At 65.7% G+C, this 23,984-nt stretch carries 24 protein-coding genes; 13 read left to right on the top strand and 11 right to left on the bottom strand.

Annotation, left to right across the window (positions count from 1 at the left end; all coding sequences use genetic code 11):
* Positions 1-85: 85 nt before the first annotated feature.
* Genes J2W68_RS07665 through cyoA form a run of 5 tightly spaced genes read right to left on the bottom strand, consistent with a single transcriptional unit; the run spans position 86 to position 5,142 of the window.
* The gene (locus tag J2W68_RS07665; protein ID WP_310234253.1) at positions 86-826 is read right to left on the bottom strand and encodes an SURF1 family protein; all 741 of its coding nucleotides are present in this window, start codon (positions 824-826) and stop codon (positions 86-88) included.
* Positions 827-839: 13 nt separating this feature from the next.
* Positions 840-1,232 (bottom strand): cytochrome o ubiquinol oxidase subunit IV, encoded by a 393-nt coding sequence (gene cyoD / locus J2W68_RS07670; protein WP_345784582.1) that lies wholly within the window; start codon positions 1,230-1,232, stop codon positions 840-842.
* A complete protein-coding gene (cyoC, locus tag J2W68_RS07675; protein WP_310234256.1) occupies positions 1,229-1,882 on the bottom strand; it encodes a cytochrome o ubiquinol oxidase subunit III in 654 nt (217 codons plus the stop codon). Before cyoC ends, cyoD begins: the two co-directional genes overlap by 4 nt.
* A 2-nt stretch (positions 1,883-1,884) precedes the next feature.
* Entirely contained in the window at positions 1,885-3,897 is a 2,013-nt protein-coding gene (cyoB, locus tag J2W68_RS07680; RefSeq protein WP_310234260.1) for a cytochrome o ubiquinol oxidase subunit I, read from the bottom strand.
* 45 nt (positions 3,898-3,942) lie between these two features.
* Positions 3,943-5,142 (bottom strand): ubiquinol oxidase subunit II, encoded by a 1,200-nt coding sequence (cyoA, locus tag J2W68_RS07685; RefSeq protein WP_310234261.1) that lies wholly within the window; start codon positions 5,140-5,142, stop codon positions 3,943-3,945.
* Positions 5,143-5,335: 193 nt separating this feature from the next.
* Between cyoA and J2W68_RS07690 the strand changes: the two genes are divergently transcribed.
* The 6 genes from J2W68_RS07690 (at position 5,336) to alr (ending at position 11,268) form a co-directional block, all read left to right on the top strand.
* On the top strand, positions 5,336-6,655 hold the full coding sequence (locus J2W68_RS07690; RefSeq protein WP_310234264.1) for an MFS transporter: 1,320 nt from the start codon (positions 5,336-5,338) through the stop codon (positions 6,653-6,655).
* Between the two features lie 423 nt (positions 6,656-7,078).
* Positions 7,079-7,528, top strand: coding sequence for a 30S ribosomal protein S6 (rpsF, locus tag J2W68_RS07695; RefSeq protein WP_310234265.1), 450 nt, complete (start codon positions 7,079-7,081; stop codon positions 7,526-7,528).
* An 11-nt stretch (positions 7,529-7,539) separates the two neighbouring features.
* Complete coding sequence (rpsR, locus tag J2W68_RS07700; RefSeq protein WP_096208774.1) at positions 7,540-7,770, top strand: 30S ribosomal protein S18; 231 nt, start codon at positions 7,540-7,542, stop codon at positions 7,768-7,770.
* Between the two features lie 86 nt (positions 7,771-7,856).
* Positions 7,857-8,309 (top strand): 50S ribosomal protein L9, encoded by a 453-nt coding sequence (gene rplI / locus J2W68_RS07705; protein ID WP_310154188.1) that lies wholly within the window; start codon positions 7,857-7,859, stop codon positions 8,307-8,309.
* Positions 8,310-8,678: 369 nt separating this feature from the next.
* Positions 8,679-10,100, top strand: coding sequence for a replicative DNA helicase (locus J2W68_RS07710; protein WP_310234267.1), 1,422 nt, complete (start codon positions 8,679-8,681; stop codon positions 10,098-10,100).
* Between the two features lie 79 nt (positions 10,101-10,179).
* Positions 10,180-11,268, top strand: a complete 1,089-nt coding sequence (alr, locus tag J2W68_RS07715) for an alanine racemase (RefSeq protein ID WP_310234269.1) — start codon at positions 10,180-10,182, stop codon at positions 11,266-11,268.
* Between the two features lie 9 nt (positions 11,269-11,277).
* On the opposite strand, the gene J2W68_RS07720 is transcribed toward alr, so the two are convergent.
* The 3 genes from J2W68_RS07720 to J2W68_RS07730 all read right to left on the bottom strand — a co-directional run bounded on the left by J2W68_RS07720 (position 11,278) and on the right by J2W68_RS07730 (position 14,412).
* On the bottom strand, positions 11,278-11,634 hold the full coding sequence (locus J2W68_RS07720) for a YbaY family lipoprotein (RefSeq protein WP_310234271.1): 357 nt from the start codon (positions 11,632-11,634) through the stop codon (positions 11,278-11,280).
* Between the two features lie 166 nt (positions 11,635-11,800).
* Positions 11,801-12,625: an endonuclease/exonuclease/phosphatase family protein gene (locus J2W68_RS07725; protein ID WP_310234272.1), complete on the bottom strand. Its 825-nt coding sequence runs from the start codon at positions 12,623-12,625 to the stop codon at positions 11,801-11,803.
* On the bottom strand, positions 12,622-14,412 hold the full coding sequence (locus J2W68_RS07730) for a M14 family metallopeptidase (RefSeq protein WP_310234273.1): 1,791 nt from the start codon (positions 14,410-14,412) through the stop codon (positions 12,622-12,624). Before J2W68_RS07730 ends, J2W68_RS07725 begins: the two co-directional genes overlap by 4 nt.
* Before the next feature lie 180 nt (positions 14,413-14,592).
* On the opposite strand from J2W68_RS07730, the gene J2W68_RS07735 reads away from it, so the two are divergent.
* The 3 genes from J2W68_RS07735 to J2W68_RS07745 all read left to right on the top strand — a co-directional run bounded on the left by J2W68_RS07735 (position 14,593) and on the right by J2W68_RS07745 (position 17,967).
* The gene (locus tag J2W68_RS07735; protein ID WP_310234274.1) at positions 14,593-16,212 is read left to right on the top strand and encodes an oligopeptide:H+ symporter; all 1,620 of its coding nucleotides are present in this window, start codon (positions 14,593-14,595) and stop codon (positions 16,210-16,212) included.
* Positions 16,213-16,227: 15 nt separating this feature from the next.
* Complete coding sequence (locus tag J2W68_RS07740; protein ID WP_310234275.1) at positions 16,228-16,842, top strand: rhomboid family intramembrane serine protease; 615 nt, start codon at positions 16,228-16,230, stop codon at positions 16,840-16,842.
* A gap of 84 nt (positions 16,843-16,926) precedes the next feature.
* The gene (locus J2W68_RS07745) at positions 16,927-17,967 is read left to right on the top strand and encodes a hypothetical protein (RefSeq protein ID WP_310234277.1); all 1,041 of its coding nucleotides are present in this window, start codon (positions 16,927-16,929) and stop codon (positions 17,965-17,967) included.
* Between the two features lie 45 nt (positions 17,968-18,012).
* On the opposite strand, the gene J2W68_RS07750 is transcribed toward J2W68_RS07745, so the two are convergent.
* Entirely contained in the window at positions 18,013-18,183 is a 171-nt protein-coding gene (locus J2W68_RS07750; protein WP_310234280.1) for a hypothetical protein, read from the bottom strand.
* A gap of 227 nt (positions 18,184-18,410) precedes the next feature.
* Between J2W68_RS07750 and J2W68_RS07755 the strand changes: the two genes are divergently transcribed.
* The 3 genes from J2W68_RS07755 to J2W68_RS07765 all read left to right on the top strand — a co-directional run bounded on the left by J2W68_RS07755 (position 18,411) and on the right by J2W68_RS07765 (position 20,125).
* Positions 18,411-18,698, top strand: coding sequence for a GNAT family N-acetyltransferase (locus J2W68_RS07755; protein ID WP_310234283.1), 288 nt, complete (start codon positions 18,411-18,413; stop codon positions 18,696-18,698).
* Positions 18,699-18,939: 241 nt separating this feature from the next.
* A complete protein-coding gene (locus J2W68_RS07760; protein WP_310234286.1) occupies positions 18,940-19,149 on the top strand; it encodes a cold-shock protein in 210 nt (69 codons plus the stop codon).
* A 142-nt stretch (positions 19,150-19,291) separates the two neighbouring features.
* Positions 19,292-20,125, top strand: coding sequence for an RsiV family protein (locus J2W68_RS07765; RefSeq protein ID WP_310234288.1), 834 nt, complete (start codon positions 19,292-19,294; stop codon positions 20,123-20,125).
* Positions 20,126-20,139: 14 nt separating this feature from the next.
* Here the strand turns inward: J2W68_RS07765 and J2W68_RS07770 are convergent, their stop codons facing one another.
* Both J2W68_RS07770 and J2W68_RS07775 read right to left on the bottom strand, forming a co-directional pair.
* Positions 20,140-20,976: an NAD-dependent protein deacetylase gene (locus tag J2W68_RS07770; protein ID WP_310234291.1), complete on the bottom strand. Its 837-nt coding sequence runs from the start codon at positions 20,974-20,976 to the stop codon at positions 20,140-20,142.
* A 125-nt stretch (positions 20,977-21,101) separates the two neighbouring features.
* A complete protein-coding gene (locus J2W68_RS07775) occupies positions 21,102-23,297 on the bottom strand; it encodes a M3 family metallopeptidase (RefSeq protein WP_430539692.1) in 2,196 nt (731 codons plus the stop codon).
* Positions 23,298-23,492: 195 nt separating this feature from the next.
* Here J2W68_RS07775 and J2W68_RS07780 point away from each other — a divergent pair, with 195 nt between their 5' ends.
* The gene (locus J2W68_RS07780; protein ID WP_310234297.1) at positions 23,493-23,978 is read left to right on the top strand and encodes a glutathione peroxidase; all 486 of its coding nucleotides are present in this window, start codon (positions 23,493-23,495) and stop codon (positions 23,976-23,978) included.
* Positions 23,979-23,984 lie beyond the last annotated feature (6 nt).

Below are 23,984 nucleotides of genomic sequence, written 5' to 3' on the forward strand. Positions count from 1 at the left end.
CCTCCGGGAGAGGGGTTGGGGTGAGGGCCGCAGATCGCACCGATACTGAATCGCGCGAATCGGAACCCTCAAAAAAGCCGAGACCCTACCGCTTCCGCCGGAACTCGCTCCGCAGCACGAACACCGTCGCCAGCAACCCCAGCAGCGCCATGCCGAACCAGGTCAGCGCATAGCTGAGGTGGTTGTTGCGGAACTGCACCATCGTCAGGCCCGGCACGGGCCAGTTGCCGGTGTCGATGCGGTCCTGGGCGTCGATGAAGAACGGGGCGACGACGCCATCGACATCACGCGCGGCGGAAAACTCCGCAGGTGCGCGCGTATACCAGCGGTCTTCCTCCGGCACATTGGCCCGCAGGAACACGCCGTGCTGCTCGGGCAGACGGAGCAGGCCGGTGACGCTGACCGTCTCCGACTCGTCATGCCGTGCGCGGGTCTCACGCGCGCGATGCGCGTTGTCGACGTAGCCGCGATTGATCCAGACCGTGCCGTCGCCGGTGACCAGCGGCGTCATGATCCAGTAGCCGGGACCACGCTCGGTCGTCGCGTACACCGCGACTTCCTGCGTATGCAGCAGTCGGCCCGTCGCGGTGACGCGTCGGTATTCGTCCTCGGCGGGATCGAGCGCCGACCGGAACGACGACGCCGGCAACTCGGCCGGCGGCGCGTGCACGCGCGCATCGACGCGCGCGATCAGGTCGCGTTTCCATTGCAGCCGCTCCACCTGCCACGCACCGAGGGCGAGGAAGCCCACGGTGGCGGCGATCAGGAACACCAGCAACGCCCAGCGTATGACCGGGCGTGCGCTGGCGCGGGATGCTTGGCTCACGACAGCCTGCGCGTCAGGGTGCGACGCGCATCTGCTCGGGCGACATCGGCATCATGTTGGCCTCGAGGTGGTGCATGACCCACAGCGAACCCACCAGCGCGATGACGATGATGATGCCGGTGAACAGCAGCGACATCAGGATCCAGCCGCCTTCCGATTTCCGGTTCATGTGCAGAAAGTAGACCATGTGCACGACGATCTGCACGGCGCCGAAGAACATGATCAGCGCGACCGTCCAGACTCGGCTTTCCAGCACCTCGCCCATGACCAGCCAGAACGGGATCACGGTGAGAATGACCGACAGGACGAAGCCGATCACGTAGTCGCGCATGCTGCCATGGCCGTGCGCGTCGTGCGCCGACTCGTGGGCAGGGTGGTGCGCGGAGTGGTTGGTCTCGGTGCTCATCCCACGACTCCCATCAGATACACATACGAGAACACGCCGATCCAGATCACGTCGAGGAAGTGCCAGAACATCGACAGGCACATCAGGCGGCGGTTGTTGGCGGCGTTGAGGCCGTGCTTCTTCAGCTGGAAGACCAGCGTCACCAGCCAGATCAGGCCGAAGGTCACGTGCAGGCCGTGCGTGCCGACCAGGGTGAAGAACGAAGACAGGAACGCGCTGCGCTGCGGCGTCGCACCCAGATGGGCGAGGTGATAGAACTCGTAGAGTTCGATGCACAGAAACGCCAGGCCGAACAGACCTGTGACCAGCAGCCACAGGATGGTGCCGCGCACGTTGTTCTTGTACGAGTTCAGCATCGCGAACCCGTAGGTGATCGACGAGAACAGCAGCATGAACGTCGCGACCAGGATCAGCTTCAGGTCGAACAGGTCGGCCGGTGACGGGCCGGCGGCGTAGTTGCGGCCGAGCACCGCGTGGACCGCGAACAGGATCGCGAAGATGAGGCAGTCGCTCATCAGGTACATCCAGAAACCGAGGTTGGTGCCGGTTTCCGGATGGTGCTCGTGCCCGTCGTCGTGGGCGTGCGGATCCTCGATCACGTGGTAGACGCGTTCGGTGGTCCCGCTCTCGGTTTGAATCGTGTGTGCCATGTTCAGAGTGCCTGCTGTGCGAGCGCGCGGGTGCGCGCATCCTCGGTCGCCGTGACTTCATCGGCCGGGATGTAGAACTCGCGGTCGTAGTTGAAGGTGTGCCAGATCGCCGCGACGATCAGACCCACGAACGACACGCCGGCCAGCCACCAGATGTGCCACACCAGGCCGAAGGCCAGAACCACACTGATCGCCGACAGCACCACGCCCGCGCCCGTGTTCTTGGGCATGTGGATCGGCACGAAGCCGCTCGTCGGGCGCTGGTAGCCGTGCTTCTTCATGTCATTCCACGCATCGATCTCGTGGATGACCGGGGTGAACGCGAAGTTGTAGCTCGGCGGCGGCGAGGAAGTGGCCCACTCGAGCGTGCGGCCGTTCCACGGATCGCCGGTGGTGTCTGCGAGCTTCTTGCGGTTCTTCACCGCGACCGCGATCGACATCAGGAAGGCCAGGATGCCCGCGCCCACCAGCGCTGCGCCGACGGCCGCGATGATGAAGAACAGCGACAGCGAGGTGTCCTCGAACTGGCTCAGGCGACGGGTGATGCCCATCAGACCCATGATGTAGAGCGGGGTGAACGCGAGCCAGAAACCGACCAGCCAGCACCAGAACGAGACCTTGCCCCAGAACTCGTCGAGCTTGAAGCCGAAGGCCTTCGGGAACCAGTACACCATGCCGGCGAACAGGCCGAAGACCACGCCGCCGATGATGACGTTATGGAAGTGCGCGACCAGGAACAGGCTGTTGTGCAGCACGAAGTCCGCCGGCGGCACGGCCAGCAGCACGCCGGTCATGCCACCGATGACGAAGGTGAACATGAAGCCGACCGTCCACAGCATCGGCACGTCGAAGCGGATGCGGCCCTTGTACATCGTGAAGAGCCAATTGAAGATCTTCGCGCCCGTCGGGATCGAGATGATCATCGTCGTGATGCCGAAGAACGCGTTGACGCTCGCGCCCGAGCCCATGGTGAAGAAGTGGTGCAGCCACACCAGGTACGACAGGATCGTGATCACCGCGGTCGCGTAGACCATCGATGTGTAGCCGAACAGACGCTTGCCGCAGTACGTCGCGACGACCTCGGAGAAGATGCCGAAGGCCGGCAGGATCAGGATATAGACTTCCGGATGACCCCAGATCCAGATCAGGTTCACGTACATCATCGGATTGCCGCCGAGATCGTTCGTGAAGAAGTTCGTGCCGACGTAACGGTCCATCGTCAGCAGCGCCAGCGTCGCCGTGAGGATCGGGAACGAGGCGACGATCAGGATGTTGGTGCAGAGCGAGGTCCAGGTGAAGATCGGCATGCGCATGAGCTTCATGCCCGGCGCGCGCATCTTGACGATGGTCACGATCAGGTTGATGCCCGACAGCGTGGTACCGACACCCGCCACCTGTAGACCCCACAGGTAGTAGTCCATGCCCGTGCCCGGACTGTAATCGGCGCCCGACAGCGGCGGATAGGCCAGCCAGCCGGTGCGCGCGAACTCGCCGACGAACAGCGAGATCATGATCAGCACCGCGCCTGCGGTGGTCATCCAGAAGCTGAAGTTGTTGAGGAACGGGAACGAGACGTCGCGCGCGCCGATCTGCAGCGGCACCACGTAGTTCATCAGGCCCGTCACCAGCGGCATGGCCACGAAGAAGATCATGATCACGCCGTGCGCGGTGAAGATCTGATCGTAGTGGTGCGGTGGCAGGAAGCCCTCACTGCCGCTCGCCGCCATCGCCTGGTGCGCGCGCATCAGCACCGCGTCGGAGAACCCGCGCAGCAGCATCACGATTGCGAGGATGCAATACATGATGCCGATTTTCTTGTGGTCGATGCTGGTGAACCATTCCTTCCACAGATACCCCCAGAGGCGGTACTTGGTCAGCAGGAAGAGCAGGGCGATACCGCCCAGCACGACGCCGACGAAGGTGACGCCGACGACGGGGTCATGGAGAAACGGCAGTGCATCGAGCGAGAGTCGCCCGATCCACGGTGAGTTGAGCTGGTCCTGGGGTGCGGACATGGGGTTCCTGCCTGGTACTTGATTGCGTGTGTGCGGTGCGGACGATCAGCGGCCGGTCCGGCCGCCGTCGTTGTCCGGCTTGCCGGGTGCGCCTTCCTGCTGCGGGGCCTGGCCCGGCGGGATCGGCTTCACGCCTTCGTCGTCGTCCTCGTTGGTCGGCGTCGGGACCGGCGTCTCCTCTTCCGGCGACACGGCGCGCGGCTGGTGACCCTGCGGCTCGTCGCCACGTGCCTCGCGGCCCGCCTCGGGGAACGTCGCTGCCGGCGCCGCGGACGGCTCGTCGGCGTGGCGGTTGTCGTAGCGCAGGCGTGCGTAGTTCTCCTGGCTGTCCACGCCACCGCCGCCGCTGCGGTCGATATGCGCCATCTCGTGCACGCACATCGAACCGGGTGCGACGCACATGTTGAGGATCGCCTCGTACAGCGCCGGGTCGACATCGTTGAAATACCGCACCGGCTCGCGCTCCGACGGACGCTCGAGCACCAGGTATTCCTCGCGGCCCAGCGCCACGCCTTCGGCGCGCGCCTTCTCCACCCAGGCGTCGAAGCCGTCCTGGCTCAGGCCGTGGAAGTTGAAGTGCATGTGCGAGAAGCCGTCACCGCTGAAATTGCCCGAGAAGCCCTTGTAGACGCCTTCCTTGTTGATGACGGCGTTGAGCTGGGTCTGCATGCCCGGCATCGCATAGATCTGGCCCGCGAGCGCCGGCACGAAGAACGAGTTCATGATCGACGAGGACGTGAGCTTGAACTGGATCGGCGTGTTCACCGGCGCAGCCAGTTCATTGATCGTGGCGATGCCCTGCTCGGGATAGAAGAACAGCCACTTCCAGTCGATCGCGACCACTTCGACGACCAGCGGCTCGACGCCCTCGGCGAGCGGCGTGTTCGCGTCGATACGATCGAGCGGGCGATAGGGGTCGAGTTTGTGCGTCGCGATCCAGGTCACCGTGCCGAGCACGAGGATGATCGCCAGCGGCGCCGACCAGATCACCAGCTCCAGACGGGTGGAGTGGTGCCACTCGGGCGCGTATTCCGCGTCCTTGTTCGACTCCCGGTATTTCCAGGCGAAGAAGAACGTCAGGAAGATCACCGGCACGATGATCAGCAGCATCAGGACCGTGGACAGCACGATCAGGTCGCGCTGCTGGACGGCGATATCGCCGGCCGGTGACATCACGACCCAGTCGCAGCTCGACAGCAGCATGACTGCCAGCAGCAGCGCGGAGATTCGGAGGATGGATTTCATTGGGGGATCGACGACAACGGGAGAGGGAAGCGACTTGACGGAGACGCTACGGCGCGGCCGTTAGCGTGGGGATGTAGCGGGGCACCGGACCTTGCTGCTGCGCACCTTGCCTGGTGGGCCCGTTTCGGGGTCACAATGCGGTGCATTATCCCCCATAACGAACCTTTGTAACGACCGGAGAGAGAGAGCGCAGATGAGTGAACCCGCACAGCAGGCCACCACCGGCCTCGACGACGCACCGGAATCCGATGGCCTGGATATCTCGCCAGGAAAAATCGCGTTTCCGGTGGTCATGGGGCGGACGTCGGAGTTCTTCGACTTCTTCGTCTATGGCATCGCCGCGGTGCTGGTATTTCCGTACCTGTTCTTTCCCGACAGCGATCCGGTGCAGGCGACGCTCAAATCGTTCGCGGTGTTCTCGCTGGCCTTCATCGCCCGGCCGATCGGTTCGATCATCTTCATGGCGATCGACCGCAACTTCAGCCGCGCGGCCAAGCTGATCGGCGCGCTGTTCCTGCTGTGCGGTTCCACGATGGCCATCGCCTTTCTGCCCAGCTACGCGCAGGTCGGGATGCTCGCACCGGTCCTGCTGGCGGTGTTCCGCTTCGGCCAGGGGCTGGGTTGGGGTGGCGCCTGGGACGGCCTGCCGTCGCTGCTGTCGCTCAGTGCCCCGGCCAACCGCCGTGGCTGGTATGCGATGGTGCCGCAGCTCGGCGCCGCGATCGGCTTCATGCTCGCCTGCGGCATGTTCTATGTCTTCACGCGCGCGCTGAGCCAGGAAGACTTCATGGCCTGGGGCTGGCGTTTCCCGTTCTTCGTCGCGCTGGCGCTCAACGTGGTCGCCCTCTTCGCGCGCCTGCGCCTGGTGGTCACGCCGGAGTTCAAGCGTTTGTTCGACGAAAAGGAATTGCAGCCGCGGCGCGTGATCGAAACCATCCGCACCCATCCCCGCCAGGTGTTCGTCGGTGCGCTGATCCCGCTGGCCACCTACGCGATGTTCCATCTGGTGACGATCTTTCCGCTGAGCTGGACCACGCTCTACACCGACCACGACGCCGCCGATTTCCTCGGCAGCCTGTTCCTGGGCTCGGTGGTCGGCGGGCTGGGCATCATGCTGTCGGGCGTCCTCGCCGATCGCGTGGGCCGGCGCGGACAGCTGGGAATTGCAGCGGTGCTGATCGGTATCTTCAGCTTCTTCGCCGCGCCGCTGCTGGGCAGTGACACCACCGGCGGCCGCACCACCTACGTGATCGTCGGCTTTGCACTGCTGGGCCTGTCGCTGGGCCAGGCGAGCAACGCCATCGCCTCGCGCTTCGAAAGCATCTACCGCTACACCGGCGCCGCGGTGACGTCCGATATCGCGTGGCTGGTCGGTGCCGGCTTCGCGCCGCTGGTCGCGCTCGGCCTGTGCAGCAAGTTCGGCCTCGAGTACGTCGGTTACTACCTGCTGTCGGGCGCCGTGGTGACACTGGGCGCGCTGGCCTTCAGCCGTACGCTCGAAACGGTGCGCTGACCGGACGCGCCCCGTTCCACGCACGCACGTCTCCGCTCGGGAGGCGTGCGTGATGCGGAAGCAGAGGGCTTGCATGGGGACGGGTCCTCGGCGCCGCAGCGGCGGCGCGCGTTTTATCAAGGTGTGAAGCCGCCGGCTGAGGTGATGGAAGGCTTGCGCCCCGGCACGCGCATTTCATCACGTCGCGTAGGTCCGTGAGACTGCGACCGAGTGTCGCAGCGCATGTGCACCGCGCTCGGCGCGCACCCGTGCGGGGGCGGCACCTCGGGCCTGCTTGCCCGCACGGCCGGCTTCTGTGAGAATGCCCGGCTCCCTGCGGCGATCGTCGCCGGGAGACCCTTGCCCCACCGTGCGGCTACGCCGCGGACGGGGGGCTATCCAGGCCGCCGCGAAAGCGCGGTCGATATCCGAAAGGAAACCAACATGCGTCATTATGAAGTCGTGTTCCTGGTCCATCCGGACCAGAGCGAGCAGGTGCCCGCGATGATCGAGCGCTACAAGTCGCTGATCGAAGGTGCCGAAGGCAAGATCCACCGTCTTGAAGACTGGGGCCGCCGCCAGCTGGCGTACCCGATCAACAACCTGGTCAAGGCCCACTACGTGATGGTCAACATCGAAGTCGGCCAGGCCGCTCTCGATGAGCTCGTCGAAGCGTTCCGCTTCAACGACGCCGTGCTGCGTCACCTGGTGGTGCGCCGCGACGAGGCGGACACCGAGCAGTCCCTGATCATGAAGAACAAGGACGAGAAGGGCGACAAGCCCGAGCGTAGCGAGCGTCGTCGTCGTGATGACGAGGGTGATTCGGTTGGCGGCAGCGATGCCGATGCCGATGCCGACACCGACAAGTCCGACAACTCCGCCGAAGCCGCCTGAGGATCACGCACATGTCCAAGTTCTTCCGCCGCCGCAAGTTCTGCAAGTTCACCGCCGAGGGTGTCAAGGAGATCGATTACAAGGATCTCAACACCCTGCGCCAGAACCTCACCGAGAACGGCAAGATCGTACCGAGCCGCATTACCGGCACGAAGTCGCGTTACCAGCGTCAGCTGGCCACGGCCGTCAAGCGCGCACGTTTCCTCGCGCTGATCCCGTACACCGACAACCACAACGTCTGAGCCCGTCGGGCTTTACGCGTTCTCGTCCGATTCGGACAGCACTCGTTGCGGCGCTCCGGCGCCGCTAACGGATACGGAGCAACACCATGCAACTGATTCTTCTGCAGAAGGTCACCAACCTCGGCAACCTTGGCGACAAGGTCAACGTGAAGCCGGGCTACGGCCGCAACTTCCTGGTGCCGCAGGGCAAGGCCGTGCCGGCCACCACCAAGAGCATCGCCGAGTTCGAAGCGCGCCGCGCCGAGTACGAGGCCAAGGCCCAGTCGCAGCTCGACGAGGCGCAGCAGCGCCTGACCAAGCTCGAAGGCGCCAGCGTCACGATCTACGCCAACGCGTCGACCGAAGGCAAGCTGTACGGCTCGGTCGGCCCGCGCGAAATCGCCAATGCGCTGACCAAGGCGGTCACGCCGGTCAACAAGTCGGAAGTCGTGCTGGGCGAAGGCGCGTTCCGCAACACCGGCGAGTTCGAGGTCGTGGTGCACCTGCACGCCGACGCCGAGACCACCGTGAAGGTCGTCATCGAAGGTGAGGTCGCCTGATCCTTCGGATCAGGTTGTCCTGAAACGGGCGCCGCGAGGCGCCCGTTTTTGTTTGGGCTTTGGCGCCTCTGTCGACTTCGCAAGCGTGCAGTGGCCTGCGAGTGAGCTTCGAGGACTCTCCTCCGTTCCGTGCAGCACAGGCCGGACACTTCTCCCTAGGGGAGCGGTCGACCGAGCGGGTGAGGGTGGAGGCTTTCTCCGTGATGGGTGCGAGCCAGGGAACCCGGTTCGCAGCCAGCGAGATCGCCATCGGCGAACCTGTCGCGCAGGCGACCCCCAAATCTTATCCACAGGTTGTGGGGTCGCGTGTCCACAGGCGCAGGACCTAGCATCCAGTTGCAGCATTCCGTTCTTTCGAAACCGATCCCCATGGCCGCACGCAACGACTTCCGCAATAACGATCGCGATCGTGATCGCCACGAACGCAGCGATCCGCGCGTCGAACAGCTGCGCGTGCCGCCGCAGTCGGTCGAGGCCGAGCAGGCGGTCCTCGGCGGGCTGATGCTGGTGCCCGACGCACTGGACCGCATCGCGGACCTGCTGGTCCCGGAGGACTTCTATCGCCGGGATCACCAGAAGATCTACGCCGCGATCCAGGAGCTGTCCGAGAAGAGCAAGCCCTTCGATGCGGTCACGCTGGGCGAGTGGTTCGAGTCCAACGGCCTGTCGGAGCTCGTCGCCGGCGGCGCGTATCTCGGCGAACTCGCCAGCACCACGCCGTCGGCGGCCAACATCCGTGCGTACGCGGAGATCGTGCGCGACAAGGCGGTCCTCCGGCAACTGATCGAAGTGGGTACCGAGATCGTCAACGACGGCTTCCAGCCCGACGGTCGCGACAGCAGCGAGATCCTCGCCAAGGCCGAGCAGCAGGTGTTCAAGATCGCCGAGGCCGGCGCGCAGGGGCGCACCGACTTCACCGCGATCAACAAGGCGATGGCCGACGCCTTCGATGTGCTGCAGACCCGCTATACCAATGGTGGCGGCGTCACCGGGCTGCCGACCGGCTACACCGAATTCGACGAGATGACCGCCGGCCTGCAGCCGACCGATCTGATCATCCTCGCCGCGCGTCCGGCGATGGGCAAGACGACGTTCGCGCTGAACATCGCCGAATACGCGGCGATCAAGACCAAGAAGGCGGTCGGCGTGTTCTCGATGGAAATGTCGGCCAGCCAGCTCGCGCTGCGCCTGATTTCCTCCAACGGCCGCATCAACGCCACGCGCCTGCGCACCGGCGCGCTCGAGGACGAGGACTGGAGCCGGGTCAGCAGCGCGATCCGCATGCTCAAGGAAACCAAGATCTTCATCGACGACACGCCGGGCCTCGGTCCCGACGTGCTGCGCGCGAAGTGCCGCCGCCTCAAACGTGAGCACGATCTGGGCCTGATCGTCATCGATTACCTGCAGCTGATGTCGGTGCCGGGCAACAGCGAGAACCGCGCGACCGAGATCTCGGAGATCTCGCGCTCGCTCAAGGGGCTGGCCAAGGAGCTCAACGTGCCGGTGATGGCGCTCTCGCAGCTCAACCGCTCGCTGGAAACACGCGCCGACAAGCGCCCGGTGATGGCCGACCTGCGCGAATCCGGCGCGATCGAGCAGGACGCCGACATCATCGTCTTCATCTACCGCGACGATTACTACAACAAGGAAACCTCGCCGGACAAAGGCCTGGCCGAGATCATCATCGGCAAGCAGCGAAGTGGTCCGACGGGCTCGGTGAAGCTCAAGTTCTTCGGCGAGTACACACGCTTCGACAACCTCTCGCACGATTCGATCGGCAGCTTCGAGTAACGCCGCGGTTCACCTGCGCGTCCAGCGTGCGGGCCGCGGCGCGGGCACAATAGACGGCCCTCCAGTCGCTGCGCTTCGCATGGCCCGCCCCATCACCGCCACCATCCACACCGACGCCTTGCGCCATAACCTGGGCGCGATGCGCGCGCGGGCGCCGGGGCGGCGGCTGATGGCCATGGTCAAGGCCGACGGCTACGGACACGGACTGGAGACCGCCGCGCGTGCGCTGCGCGAAGCCGATGCGTTCGGTGTCGCCGCGATCGAGGACGCCGCGCGCATACGCGATGCCGGACTCGAACAGCCGATTCTCGTGCTGTCGGGATTCGACAACCCGGACGATCTCGACCAACTGCGCGCCCTGCGCGCCGAGGCAATCGTGCATCACGCGGCGCAGCTCGACCTGCTCGAGCAGACCGACGGCGCGCCGATCCGCGTCTGGCTCAAGATCGACACCGGCATGCACCGGCTCGGCTTCGCGCCCGACCACGTCCGCGACGCGCATGCGCGCCTGCGTGCGGCACGTGGCGTCACCGGCGACATCGTGCTGATGACGCACTTCGCCAGTTCCGACGAGTTCGACATGCAGGCGCCGAACGGTTTGCAGACGCCGGCGCAGATGCGCGCGTTCGTCGCCGCGACCGAAGGTCTCGAGGGCCCGCGTTCGCTCGCAAATTCAGCGGCCGTGCTCGGCTGGCCTGATGCCTGCGGCGACTGGATCCGCCCGGGCGGCGCGCTGTACGGCATGTCGGTGGTCACCGGCCGCAGTGGCGCTTCGTTCGGCCTGCGTCCTGCAATGACGTTCGAGACACGTCTGCTCGCGGTCAATCGCGTGAGCAAGGGCGAGCGCATCGGCTATTCGGCAACCTGGGAAGCACCCGAGGACATGCCGGTCGGCGTGGCCGCGGTCGGCTACGGCGACGGCTATCCGCGACTCGCGCCGGCTGGCACGCCAGTGCTGGTGAATGGCCGCATGGCGCGCGTGGCGGGGCGCGTGTCGATGGACCTGATGACGATCGACCTGCGCGGCCAGCCCGACGCACGCGCTGGCGATCCGGTCGTGCTGTGGGGCGATGCCTTGCCGGTGGAGACCGTGGCCGAAGCGGCCGGCACGATCTCTTATGCACTGACCTGCGGCATCACCCGCCGCGTGCGCTTCGTCAACGACTGACGTCTTCCCTTACGGCTGCACGTGGGTCAGGCGGATGCGGCCCACATGCACATCCACGGTATCGGCGGCGATGTTCACCGGCACGCGCGTTTCGGTGACGAAGCGCAGGCTGCCGTCGGGCATCGAAACCGAGGCGTGCAAGCCGTATTGACCGTTGTCGCGCAACCTGGCGCGCGGCACGTCGATCGCGAATTCGTAGGGCCCCTGGCCGACGGTCGTCACCTGCTCGGCGAGCACCGCCTGCGGCGTGTCGGCGAGCTGGTTGTCGAGCACCTGCAAACGCAGTTGCGCGCCTTCGGGCAGCAGGATCTTCTCGAAGTACATCGCTTCGCCCTGGACGCGCACGCTTTCGGTGGATTCGATCATGGACGCATCTCCTGAAACGGGCGGGGGCGGCGCGGTCTGGCATGCGGCCAGCAGGGCGGATGCGCACAGCGGCAGTGCGACAAGGCGGAGCAGGGCACGGGACATGATCGGCTTCCTTTTGGATGGCGTCGCGGCCGAGCATGCGCCGTCGCGACGGAACAGCGGGTCAACGCGCCGTCGGGCGCAGCACGACGAAGGTGCCGAAGTGATCCGACGGCCAGGTGCCGTCCACGCCGGGCGTATCGAGCACGATGCGCGCCTCGCGGATATCGAAGCGACCGGTCCGCGCGTAGACATGATCGATGCGCCTGCGGTAATCGGGGAAGAAATGCGGGTTCAACGTGGTGACGCCTTCGGCGTCGGCGCCGGGGTGCAGCGCCCCGTAGGTGTCGATATAGCCGTCCAGCACCGACAGCTCCGGCGCGCTTACCGGTGCATTGAAGTCACCCAGCACGATGGACGGCGCTGTATCGCCGTGACGCTGGATGAAGGCACGCGCATCCTCGAGCTGGCGACGACGGAGCGCCGCGCCTTCGGGCGTGTGATGCAGGTGGGTGAAATAGACGTCCAGCGGCCTGCCGTCGAATCGCAAACGCGCGTGACCCATGCTGCGCGAGTCATCGCGTGGCTCCAGCGCCGTCGCGTCCTGCTCGAGGACGGGCAGGCGGGTCAGCAGGGCATTGCCATAGCGGTGTGGTTGGCCTTCGGGGTCGTTGGATACGAACTGCACCGAGTAGCCGAGTGCGTCGCCGAGGGTCTGTGCCTGGTTCGGCAACTCCGCGGTCTGCAGCACCTCCTGCAGTGCGATCACGTCGGCATCGAGCGCGCGCAGCTGTTCGATGATCAGCGGCAGCCGCTTCGGCCACTCCGCCTTGTCGTGATAGATGTTGAGCGTGACGACGCGCAGATCCGGTACCTGTTCCACGCGCGGCTGGGTGGCCGCGCAGGCGGCGAGCGAGAAGGCGAGCAGGGCGGTCAACAGATGCTTCATGGTGTGATGTCTCCGGTGGTCGGCGCAGCGCCGGTGCGCATGACGGGGTAGAGGTTGTAGCGATCGTCCCAGGCGCTGTGGCGGCGGTAGAAGAACTCCAGGCGCGCGGCAGCGTCACCCGCAAATGCGGCATCGTCGCGCAGCCTGGCCTCGAACTCGGCGCGTAGCGCCGGATCGGCCGCCAGCATGTCTCGGGCGACCTGTTCGGCGACGTAGTCTTCCATGTACTCCTTGCGCTCGAAATGGGTGTTGAAGCGTCCCCACGCCGCCAGCGAATCGGGCGCCTGCGGTTCCAGCAGCGCGGCGACCAGGCGTGCCTTGGATTGCCCGATCGGCACGAACAGCGCACCCGCGCCGAGAGGATGTTGCTCGATCGTCCATGCACCCTGCAGCTCGAGGCGTTGATGGCCTTCGACTGACGTCGCCGCGGGTGTGGCCTGCGTCGCGCGGAACACCTCGACCGCGGCTGCGGGCTGCGCCATGGCGAGTGCGTGGAACATGACGCCGTGCTGGCGCAGCTTCTCGCCGACCCAGGCCGCGTGCGCGGCCGGCACCAGATAGCCGCCGCGCGGCAGCGTGACCTCGATCGATGGCACCAGCGTGTCGCGCATCGGCACGCGCCACAGTTGCGGCGTGGTCTCGTCGTAGCGGGTCATCAGTGCGCCGGACACTTCGGACGGCGTGCGCGTATAGGCGTAACCGCGGAAGTCCACGGTGTGGCTGGCGTCGGTGGCCTTCCAGGCCAGCGGCGCGCGCGTGCCGCCGAGCGCCGCGGCGCGGGCGTCGGCCTCGCGCGCGACGAGCATCCAGTCGCGGCCATGACGTGCGACCTGTTCGACCACCGACACCACGGTGTTGCGGGTGATGCGTACGCGTACCGGATACTCCTTCCACGAGTGCGTTTCGACCAGCATGGCCAGGCGGTTGCGCAGCAGGAAGTAGCCGGTCGAGAAGCGCGGTGGCGAGACGCCGTCCACGAAACCCGAGGCCGGATTGTCGTGTTCGACGAACGAGGGGTAGTAGGGCAGTGGCAGCGAGCCCTGCTGGGCAAGATCGGCCATCACCGCGTCGCGGAACGTGCGGCCCACCGCGCGCAACGCGGCGTCGCCGGCGTGCACCGGTTCGACCTGGATCGAGATGTCGTGCTCGAACTGCGCGCCGTTGGTCGCGTGCAGGTCGATGTAAGCGATCGGATCCCAGGCCTGCACCAGCGCCAGCATCGACCGCATCTCGGGTGCGTCGGCCTTGGCGTAGTCGCGGTTGAGGTTGAGGTTCTGCGCGGTCGTGCGCCAGCCCATCTCGCGCGGGCCGCGCTGGTTGGGCCGGTTCCAAGCGCCGAAGCGCTCGTGGCCGTCGACGCTGAACACCGGCACGAAGACCAGCACCGCATCCTCCAGCGCGCCCGGCGCGGCGTCGCCGTCGAGCAGTTCGCGCAAGGCGAGAAAGCCCGCATCCTTGCCGTCGATCTCGCCGGCATGGATGCCGCCCTGCACCAGCACAACCGGCACGCCGGCTTCGCGCGCGGCCTCGGGATCGAGCGCGCCGCTGCGGCTGGCGACCAGGGCCTGCATCGGCCGGCCTTCGGGCGAGGTGCCGAAGCGGATGCAGCGCACTGCGTCTGGATGCAACCGCGCGAAGGTGTCGCACAGCGCGATCACTTCGTCGTAGCGCCCGGTCTCGATGAAGCCGCTGCGCTCGGCGACGGTGACGCGCGGATCATCGGCGCCCGCGACGGGCAGGGCGGAGAGCAGCAGGGCGAGAGCGAGCGGCAGACGGGGGACAGGCATGGCAAGGTCCGGACGGGCAATTCGCCATGATGCCGCCCGCTGCGCGCAGGCCCAAATGCGCGCGTGCCCGGATCAGCCACATTGGCCTTGCATGTGCACCATCCGGGGGTGCGTAAAGGCCGCTGTCGGAGCGCCGCGATCGGGTAGGCTGTGCGGCTTCCAGCCACCCGCGACGCGCCGATGACGACACCGCAGACCACCAGTGGGCCGATGCCCCGCCAGATCGGCTACATCATCGGCAACGAAGCCTGCGAGCGCTTCAGCTTCTACGGGATGCGCAACATCCTGGTGCCGTTCCTGATCAGTTCGGTGCTGCTCGGCTATCTGCCGCAGGGCGCCGATCGGGACGCGGCGGCGAAGGACATCTTCCATACCTTCGTCATCGGCGTGTACTTCTTCCCGCTGCTCGGCGGCTGGCTGGCTGACCGGTTCTTCGGCAAGTACCACACGATTCTCTGGTTCTCGCTGATCTACTGCGCCGGCCACGCATGCCTGGCCGCATTCGAGAACAACGCGACCGGCTTCTACACCGGCCTGTTCCTGATCGCGCTCGGTTCGGGCGGCATCAAACCATTGGTGGTCTCGTTCTGCGGCGACCAGTTCGACCAGACCAATAAGAGCAAGGCCAAGGTGGTCTTCGACGCCTTCTACTGGATCATCAATTTCGGCTCGTTCTTCGCCTCGCTGCTGGCGCCGCTGTTCCTGCGCCATTACGGGCCGGCTGTCGCCTTCGGCATTCCCGGCATCCTGATGTTCATCGCTACCTTCGTGTTCTGGCTGGGCCGCAAGGAATACGTCAACGTGCCGCCGACGCGCCGCGATCCGCACGCGTTCTTCGAAGTGGTCAAGACCGCGCTACGCGCGCGTCAGGCCGGCGCGGGTCGTCCCGGTCTGGCAGTGGCGATGGTCGGTGTGGTGTCGGCCGTCGTCATGCTGCTGCTGTGGCTGCTGTCGGCGACGGTCTCGATGCCGTGGTGGCCGACCGACTTCGGTTTCGTTATCACCGCGTGCCTGTCGCTGGGCGTGATCATCGCGCTGGGCGGCTGGGGAGCCTCGCTGCAGCTCGAGCGTGCGCGTGGCCTGCATCCCGATGCCGCCGTCGACGGCGTACGCGCCGTGCTGCGCATCCTGATCGTGTTCGCGCTGGTCACGCCGTTCTGGTCGCTGTTCGACCAGAAGGCGTCGACCTGGATCATCCAGGGCCGCGAGATGGTGATCCCGCATGCATCGGCATGGTGGCCGAGCTGGCTGATCCAGGACGCGGCGCAGATGCAGGCGATCAATCCGCTGCTGGTGATGCTGCTGATCCCCTTCAACAACCTCGTGCTGTATCCGGCGCTGCGCAGACTCGGGTTCGAACCCACCGCGCTGCGCCGCATGGGCTGGGGCATCGCGATCTCCGGCACTTCGTGGATCGTCGCCGGTGGTCTGCAGCTGTGGCTCGACGGCGGCCAGGAGGTGTCGCTGGCGTGGCAGTCGGTGCCGTACCTGCTGCTGACCTTCGGCGAAGTGCTGGTCTCGGCGACCGCGCTGGAATTCGCCTACAGCCAGGCCCCGCAGGCGATGAAGGGCGTGATCATGGCGCTCTGGTACCTCACCAGCACCTTCGGCAGTCTGTGGGTGCTGCTGACCAACGCCGGCGTGCGCAACGATGCGGTGACGGCGTACATCGCGTCGACCGGCATGAGCGAGAACGCCTTCCTGATGTTCTTCTTCGCAGCGTTCGCCTTCGCTGCGGCACTCGCGTTCGGCCTCTACGCGCGTCGCTATCCCATGCAGGACAACTACCGCGTCGCCTGACGCGGAGGACTTTCGATGAATTTTGGACCCGTCACCCTCTTCCTGATCGCCGTGACCGTGCTGGTCTCGTGGCAGGCCTTCGAGAAGCCGAAGCTGCTGGGCCGCCTGATCCTGTGGCCGCCGGCGATCGATCGCCACAAGCAGTACGACCGGCTGATCGCGCACGGCTTCATCCATGCCGACTGGCAGCACCTGATCTTCAACATGATCACGCTGTTCTTCTTCGGCGCCGGCATCGAGCGCGCGTTCGCGCCGTATATCGGACCTGTCGGCTTCCTGCTGTTCTACGTGTCGGCGATCCTGGTCGCGATCCTGCCGACGTATCTGCGCCATCGCCACGATCCGAACTACCGCAGCCTCGGTGCATCCGGCGCGGTGTCGGCGGTGCTGTTCGCGTCGATCCTGATCAACCCCTGGCAGCTGCTGCTGGTGCTCTTCATCCCGATGCCGGCCATCGTGTTCGGCGTCTGCTACATCGGCTACAGCATCTGGATGGACAAGCGCGGCGGCGACAACATCAACCACAGCGCGCATCTGTGGGGTGCGGGCTACGGCATGTTGTTCACCGTGATCATGGAGCCGCGGATCATCGGTGTGTTCCTCGAACGATTGATGTCGCCCTCGTTCTGACGCCACCTTGCCCGGCACTGCTCACCGCATCTGCATGGGGCGCGTGATAATCCTGGTCGCACGTTCAACCACGGAGTGCGCCTTATGGCAGTTACGCGAGCGAAAGCCACCGCCCTGCTCAACAAGACCGAGATGGGCCTGTATGACGACAGTCGTGCGAACGCCCTGCGCGAACACAGCGAGTCGCGCCTGACGCAACTGGTTTCGCGTGCGCGCACGGCGCGTGACCGTGCCCGGGATCTGGAAAAGCGTCAGCGTCTGGCATCGCGCAAGACCAGCGGCAGCAAGTCGGGCCGTACCGGTCTTGCGAACGCGCGCACCGGTGAGAAAGCGGAACTGCTGGCGGACATCCTGAGCCGGCTCGAGACGCGTCAACGCGACGCCGCCAAGGCCGCGAAGGCAGCCGCACGTGCGCAGCCCAAGGCCAAAGCCGCAAAGGCGGCTGCACCGAAGCATGCGCCGGCAAAGGTCGCGAAGACAGCGGGCACGACCGCGAAGACAAAGGCCCGGAAGTCGGCGACGACTGCGAAGACCTCGAAGGCTGTGAAAAAAACATCGGCCGCGAAGAAGGCAGCAACGACTGCGCCGGCAGCGAAATCGACGAAGCCGGCCGCCAAGAAGCGCGTAACGAAGACAGCGTCGACCAAAGTCTCCGCGGCGGCAGTGTCTTCGGCCAAGCTCGCAAAAAAGCCGGTCGCGAAGAAGGCGACTGCAAAAAAGGCAGCTGCGAAGCCGTCCGCTGCCGGCAAGGCCGCCTCGGCCCCTGCCGCCAGGCCGGCGGGCCGCACTGCCAAGACAGCCAAAGCCAAGGCGCCTGCAGACAAGGCTACGAACAAGGCCACGAAGACGAGCAGCCGCGGCAAGCGTGGCATCACGCCGGAACAGGCGCTCGAGAACACCCGCAAACTGCTTGAACAACAGGCGGCGCAGGCGAAGGCGAGCAAGCCCTGGGAAACGCTCGGGACCGAAGGCGCTTCACCCGATGCACCCGGCTTCCAGTCACCACAGGCACGTGCAAAGGCGTTGGCACTGCACGAGGCCGAGACCCGTCAGGCGTCGATCAACGGCAGCATCAGCACGCGTGACCGCCGCAACCAGGGCAAGCGCGACCACCGTAGCGATTGACCGGGCAGGGGGCGCGCGCTTCGATATGGACGCGCGCCCGCCCTGTCAGGCCACGACGCGCAGTGCGACGTCCGGCACGTCCGCATAGGTGTCCAGCAGACGCTGCTGGATGAAATGGTCCAGCTGCTCGAACTCGCTGGAGTCGGTCTGGTCGAGCCGGGTCAGTTCGAACAGGCGTTCGATGGCTTCCCGCAGGTCGTGACGTCGTGTGTCCATGGCGGTGATTTCCCTGTATCCCAGATTTCATCAGCACGTCCCGTGCCAATACCTTTTTGAACGCCCGTGCCCGGCCTATACCGCTGTTCTCGGCTCCGCTGACGCAGTCGGCGCAAACCCGTGACGCGGCGCGTCATGGTCGGACCGTGATGACACCGCCATCGACTGGCGCTGCCATGTCAGCATCGGTTCGGAAATATCCGATCCTGAAGTAGGACTTTCGACTCATGCAGAGCCCACCCATCCGTCTGGACGCGGTCCGTCATCTGTTCGAGATCAGCGTGGACGGTCATGTCGCCCATCTCGAATATCGAGAAAAACAAGGGGTTTTGACGATTCTGCATACCCTCGTGCCGAGTGCACTGGGCGGCCGCGGATACGGCGCCGCGCTGGTCGATGCCGCGGTCCAGCACGCGGCGCACGCGGGTCTCCGGGTGGCCTCGGAATGCTGGTACGCGACCCGCCATCTGGCCGCAAAAGACGACGCCGGAACGGGTGGCAAAGCGTGTCACTAAAGGCCGTTGCCGCATTCACCTTTTCTGTTTTTTTTGCGGTATCGTTCGCGAACTGTTCAAGGCGGGATCACGGTACATCGTGACTCCGATGCGGTAGATCCATGTTCAACGCCCGGTTCGCCGGTCGGGACGATCCGCTCCATCGCTTCGCGTTACCCCTTGCTCGACAGTCGCGGCATCCGGACCACAGCGTCGGCGGGTGTCGTGTTCCCAATTCAAACTGATTCAAGGAGTAACACTAATGAGCGATCGTCAGACCGGCACCGTCAAGTGGTTCAACGATGCCAAGGGCTTCGGCTTCATCACCCCGGAAAGCGGCCAGGACCTGTTCGTCCACTTCCGTTCGATCCAGGGCACCGGCTTCAAGTCGCTGCAGGAAGGCCAGCAGGTGACCTTCAAGGTCGTCCAGGGCCAGAAGGGCCTGCAGGCCGACGAAGTGCAGCCCGTCTAAGACGCGTCGCCTTCCGCAAGATCCGGCCCCGGACGGCAACGTCCGGGGCTTTTTGTATGTGCCGTTCCTCGACGCATGCCGTCACGACAATCGCACGGCACGCCCATTAGTTTTTCGTTTCGCCACGTCATTTGGAGCGACGATGTCTGCACCGATCCGGTCCCTGTATTGCCTGCCATTGCTCGCGCTGGCGCTGGCCGCGTGCCAACGCGATGTACCGGCGCCTGCGCAGCCCGCGGCTGGCCAGACGCCGCCGCCAGTGGAGGCCGTGCAGCCGCTGGAGGAGACACCGGCCGAGTTGAAGGACGTGGTCGAAATGGACCCGAAGTTCATCGTCGGCATTAGCTATCCGCCGGAGGCCAACAGATATCCGGGCCTCGCGGCGGAGCTGCACCGCTACGCGCAGGGCGCCCGTGAGGAACTGATGGAAGCGGTCGGCGGCGCCGAGCTGCAGCCGGGCACGATGTACGACCTGTCGCTCAACTTCAGCACGCTCGTCGACACGCCGGACATGCTGGCGATCGCCGCCGATGGCAGTAGCTACACCGGCGGCGCGCACGACAATCCGTTGATCGAGCGCTTCGTGTGGCTGGTGCGCGAACAGAAGCTGCTGACTGCCGAGACCCTGGTGCCGGGCGAGGGCGACTGGAAGGTGATCTCCGGGTACGTGCGTGAGCAACTGCACGCTGCGCTGTCGCAGCGGATCGACGCCGACGAACTCGAACCCGACGAGCGCAGCCGTCTGATCCGCTCGGCGGGAAAGATGATCGACGAGGGCTCGGGCCCCGACGTCGCCAATTATCAGCAGTTCGAGCCGATTCCCGGTGCCGGCGGCAAGCTGTCGGGTCTGCGTTTCGTGTTCCCGCCCTATCAGGTCGGGCCTTACTCGGATGGCGTCCAGACCGTCGACGTGCCCGCCGCGATCCTGCTGCCGCACGTGGCGCCCGCGTACCGGGATCTGTTCGTGCAGGCCTGAGGCCGGCCGATCGTTCAGCGCGCGAGCGCGCCGAGCGTTGCGCCGATCTCCGCGTCTAGCCGTAGTGTCGCGAGGGCGTCGGCGCGTGTGGTGCCACCGTTGAGGATCGCCAGCGGCAAGCCGGCGTCGGCCGCCATCTTCGCGAAGCGGAACCCCGAGTAGACCATCAGCGACGAGCCGACCACGAGCATCGCATCGCTCGCGCTCAGCGCCGCCTGTGCGTCCTGCACGCGGGCGCGCGGCACGTTCTCGCCGAAGAAGACCACGTCCGGTTTCAGCATTCCGCCGCAGAGCGGGCAGTGCGGTGGCACGAACGCCCGTTCTGCTTCGGCTGCGATGTCGGCATCGCCGTCGGGCGCCATCGCCGCGTCGCCGGGATACCAATGCGGATTGTCGGCGACGAGCCGTGGTTGCAGGCCATCGCGCGGTGTGAAGTAACCGCATGACAGGCAGGTGACCTGATCGAGGCGACCGTGCAGATCGATGACGCGTTGGCTGCCGGCACGCTGGTGCAGCCCGTCGACGTTCTGCGTCAACAGCGTCGTAAGCGGTCCGTCCTGTTCCAGGACGGCCAGGGCGCGATGCGCGACATTCGGCTTCGCAACCGAGAATTTCGGCCAGCCGACGAAACTACGCGCCCAGTAACGGCGATATACGGCTGGATCGCCGGTGAAGGCCTGCCAGGTCACGGGCGCGGCGCGTTTCCAGTCTCCATTGGCGTCGCGGTAATCGGGAATGCCCGAGCCGGTGCTGATGCCCGCGCCGGTCAGTACGAACACACGCTGGAACCCAGCCAGCCAGTCGCGCAATTGCGTAGTGGCATCGGGTGTATCGAGGACGATCGCGGACATGCGGTCATGCTACATGCCGTGTGTAAGGCAACGTGTGTGTGCAGGCTGATGCCGGCATGGGAAGGCGCCAAAAGAAACGCCCGGCACGAGGCCGAGCGTTTCGGGTCACACAGTGCGACGAATGATCAGTTCGCCGCGGCCTTCGGATCCGGCGCGAGACCGCGCTTGATCAGCAGGGGCTCGATCTGCGGCTCGTGGCCGGTGAAGTCCAGGAACAGCTGCTTAGCATCCTTGCTGCCGCCGCGCGAGAGCAGCGTGCTGCGGAAGCGGTCGCCGTTCTCGCGGGTCAGGCCACCGTTCTGCTCGATCCACTGCACGGTATTCGCGTCCAGCACTTCCGACCAGATGTAGGCGTAGTAGCCGGCTGCATAACCGCCATTGATGTGGCTGAAGTACGGCGTGCGGTAACGCGGCGGCACCGGCGCGTAGTCGAGGCCGGCGGCCTTGAGCGCGGCGGCCTCGGTGGCCATGACTTCGGAACCGTCGGGCAGCTGGTCGGCCGGCAACTGGTGCAGGTACTGGTCGAGCATCGCCGAACCCAGGTACTCGGTCGTCGCGAAACCCTGGTTGAACTTGGCCGCGGCCTGCACCTTGGCCAGTAGTTCGGCCGGCATCGGCGCGCCGGTCTGGTAGTGCTTGGCGTAGTTGGCGAGGATCGACGGCCAGTCGGCCCACATCTCGTTGACCTGCGACGGGAACTCGACGAAGTCGCGCGGCACGCTGGTACCACTGAAGAACGGGTACTTCACGTCCGAGAACATGCCGTGCAGCGAATGGCCGAACTCGTGGAACATCGTGGTCACTTCGTCCCAGGTCAGCAGTGTCGGCTGGCCGGCCTGCGGCTTGGGGATGTTCTGGTGATTGGCGGTGACCGTCAGCGTGCCTTCCAGTTCCGACTGCGACACATACGAGTTCATCCACGCACCGCCGCGCTTCGATGCACGCGCATAGGGGTCGAAGATGAAGATCGCGAGCTGGCTGCCGTCTTCGTTGAAGACGTCGTAGGTCCAGGTGTCGGGGTGATACTTCGGCAGGTCCGTCCGCTCCTTCATCGTGATGCCGTAGAGCTGGGTCGCGGCGAAGAACACGCCGTTTTCCAGCACGTTCTTCATCTCGAAGTAGGGCTTGAGCTGCGCGTCGTCGAAGCTGTACTTGTCCTGGCGGACCTTCTCCGAATAGTAGGCCCAGTCCCAGGGCTCGAGCTGGAACGTCGGCTCGCCCTTGGCGGCCTGCTCGCGGTCGATCATCGCCTGCAGTTCGGCGGCTTCGAGCTTGGCGTTCGCGACGGCGGCCGGTGCCAGCTGGCCCAGCATGTCGTTGACGGCCTCGACGGTGCCGGCGGTCGAATCCTCGAGGATGAAGGCCGCCTGGTTCGGGTAGCCCATCAGGTTCGCGCGCTCGGCGCGGAGCTTGAGGATCTGCGAGATGACCTCGGTGTTGTCGTACTGGTTGCCGCGGCTGCCACGTGCGACCGACGCCTTGTGCACGCGCTCGCGCAGTTCACGGTTGTTGATCTGCGGAAGCGGCGGCTGACCGGTGGTGTTGAGCAGGGTGATGACGTATTTGCCTTCGAGGCCGCGGGTCTTCGCCTCCTCGGCGGCGGCAGCGATCTGCGCCTCGCTCATGCCGTCGAGTTCCTCGACCGTGTCGACGACGACGGCCGAGTCGTTGACCTCGTTGAGCACGTTCTGGCTGAAGGTGGTGCCGAGCTTCGCCGACTCGGCGTTGATGCGGCGCATCTCTTCCTTCTCCGCTTCGGTCAGGTTGGCACCGGCGCGGACGAACATCGTGTGGTAACGCTCGACCAGGCGCTTGCCTTCGGCATCGAGGCCCAGCGAGTCGACGCTCTTGAACAACGTATCGACGCGTGCGAACAGTTTCGGGTTGAGCATCACCGCGTCGCGGTGGGCGGCGAACTTCGGTGCGTAGTCGGCGTCGATCTTCTTGCGCGCATCGTTGGTGTCGGTGCCGTTGAGGCTGCCGAAGATGACGCGTGCGCGCGACAGCAGTTCACCGGACTTCTCGAGCGCGATGATGGTGTTCTCAAACGTCGGCGCTTCCGGATTGTCGGCGATCGCTTCGATCTCGCGCAGGTTCTCGGCCATGCCGGCGTCGAAGGCGGGACCGAAGTGCGCGTCCTGGATCTGGTCGAAATGCGGGTAGCGCAGGTCGAGCGTGCTCTCGACGAACAGCGGATTGTCGGCGGGGCGCTGGGCGCTCGCGGCAGGCGTGGCGGTGGCGGTGCCGGTGGACTGCGCGAAGACGGGCAGGGCGGACACGGCGAGAGCCGCGCAGAGTGCGACGGCGAGCGGGTGCTTCAGCAAGGGGATTCTCCCGGTGACATGACCCACTAGGCTAGCCGATCGGATGTGGAGGTGGCCCATGCCGGAAGTCGGGTTGCTGAAATCCCATGTGCAGCAACGGCTTGCGGGCGGAAACGCAGACGCGACGGAAAGAGTCGCGCGTCGCGACGGCGCGGGGCAGACTGGCGGTCCGTTTCCCATGCCGGAGCCGCGATGACCAGCGCGTTCGATTTCCAGGCCACGAGTCTCGACGGCTCGACGCAGCCCCTGTCCGACTACGCCGACCGGGCGCTGCTGATCGTCAATGTCGCCTCGAAGTGCGGTTTCACCCCGCAATACACCGGCCTGCAGCAGCTCTGGCGCGATTATCGCGACCGCGGGCTGGTGGTGCTGGGCTTCCCCTGCGACCAGTTCGGGCACCAGGAGCCGGGCGCTGCGGCCGAGATCCGGGATTTCTGCGCGCTCAACTACGCCGTCGACTTCCCGATGTTCGCCAAGATAGACGTCAACGGTGCGCACGCGCACCCGCTGTGGACCTGGCTGCAGGCGCAGAAGCGCGGCGTGCTGGGCACGCGCGCGATCAAATGGAATTTCACCAAGTTCCTGGTCGGGCGGGACGGTCAGGTCATCGACCGGTTCGCGCCGTCCGCGAAGCCAGAGAGCCTGCGCAAGCCGATCGAGGCAGCGCTGGCCGACTAACGCGGG

Source organism: Luteimonas terrae (genome assembly GCF_031457535.1).
GTDB classification, from domain to species: Bacteria; Pseudomonadota; Gammaproteobacteria; order Xanthomonadales; family Xanthomonadaceae; genus Luteimonas; species Luteimonas terrae_A.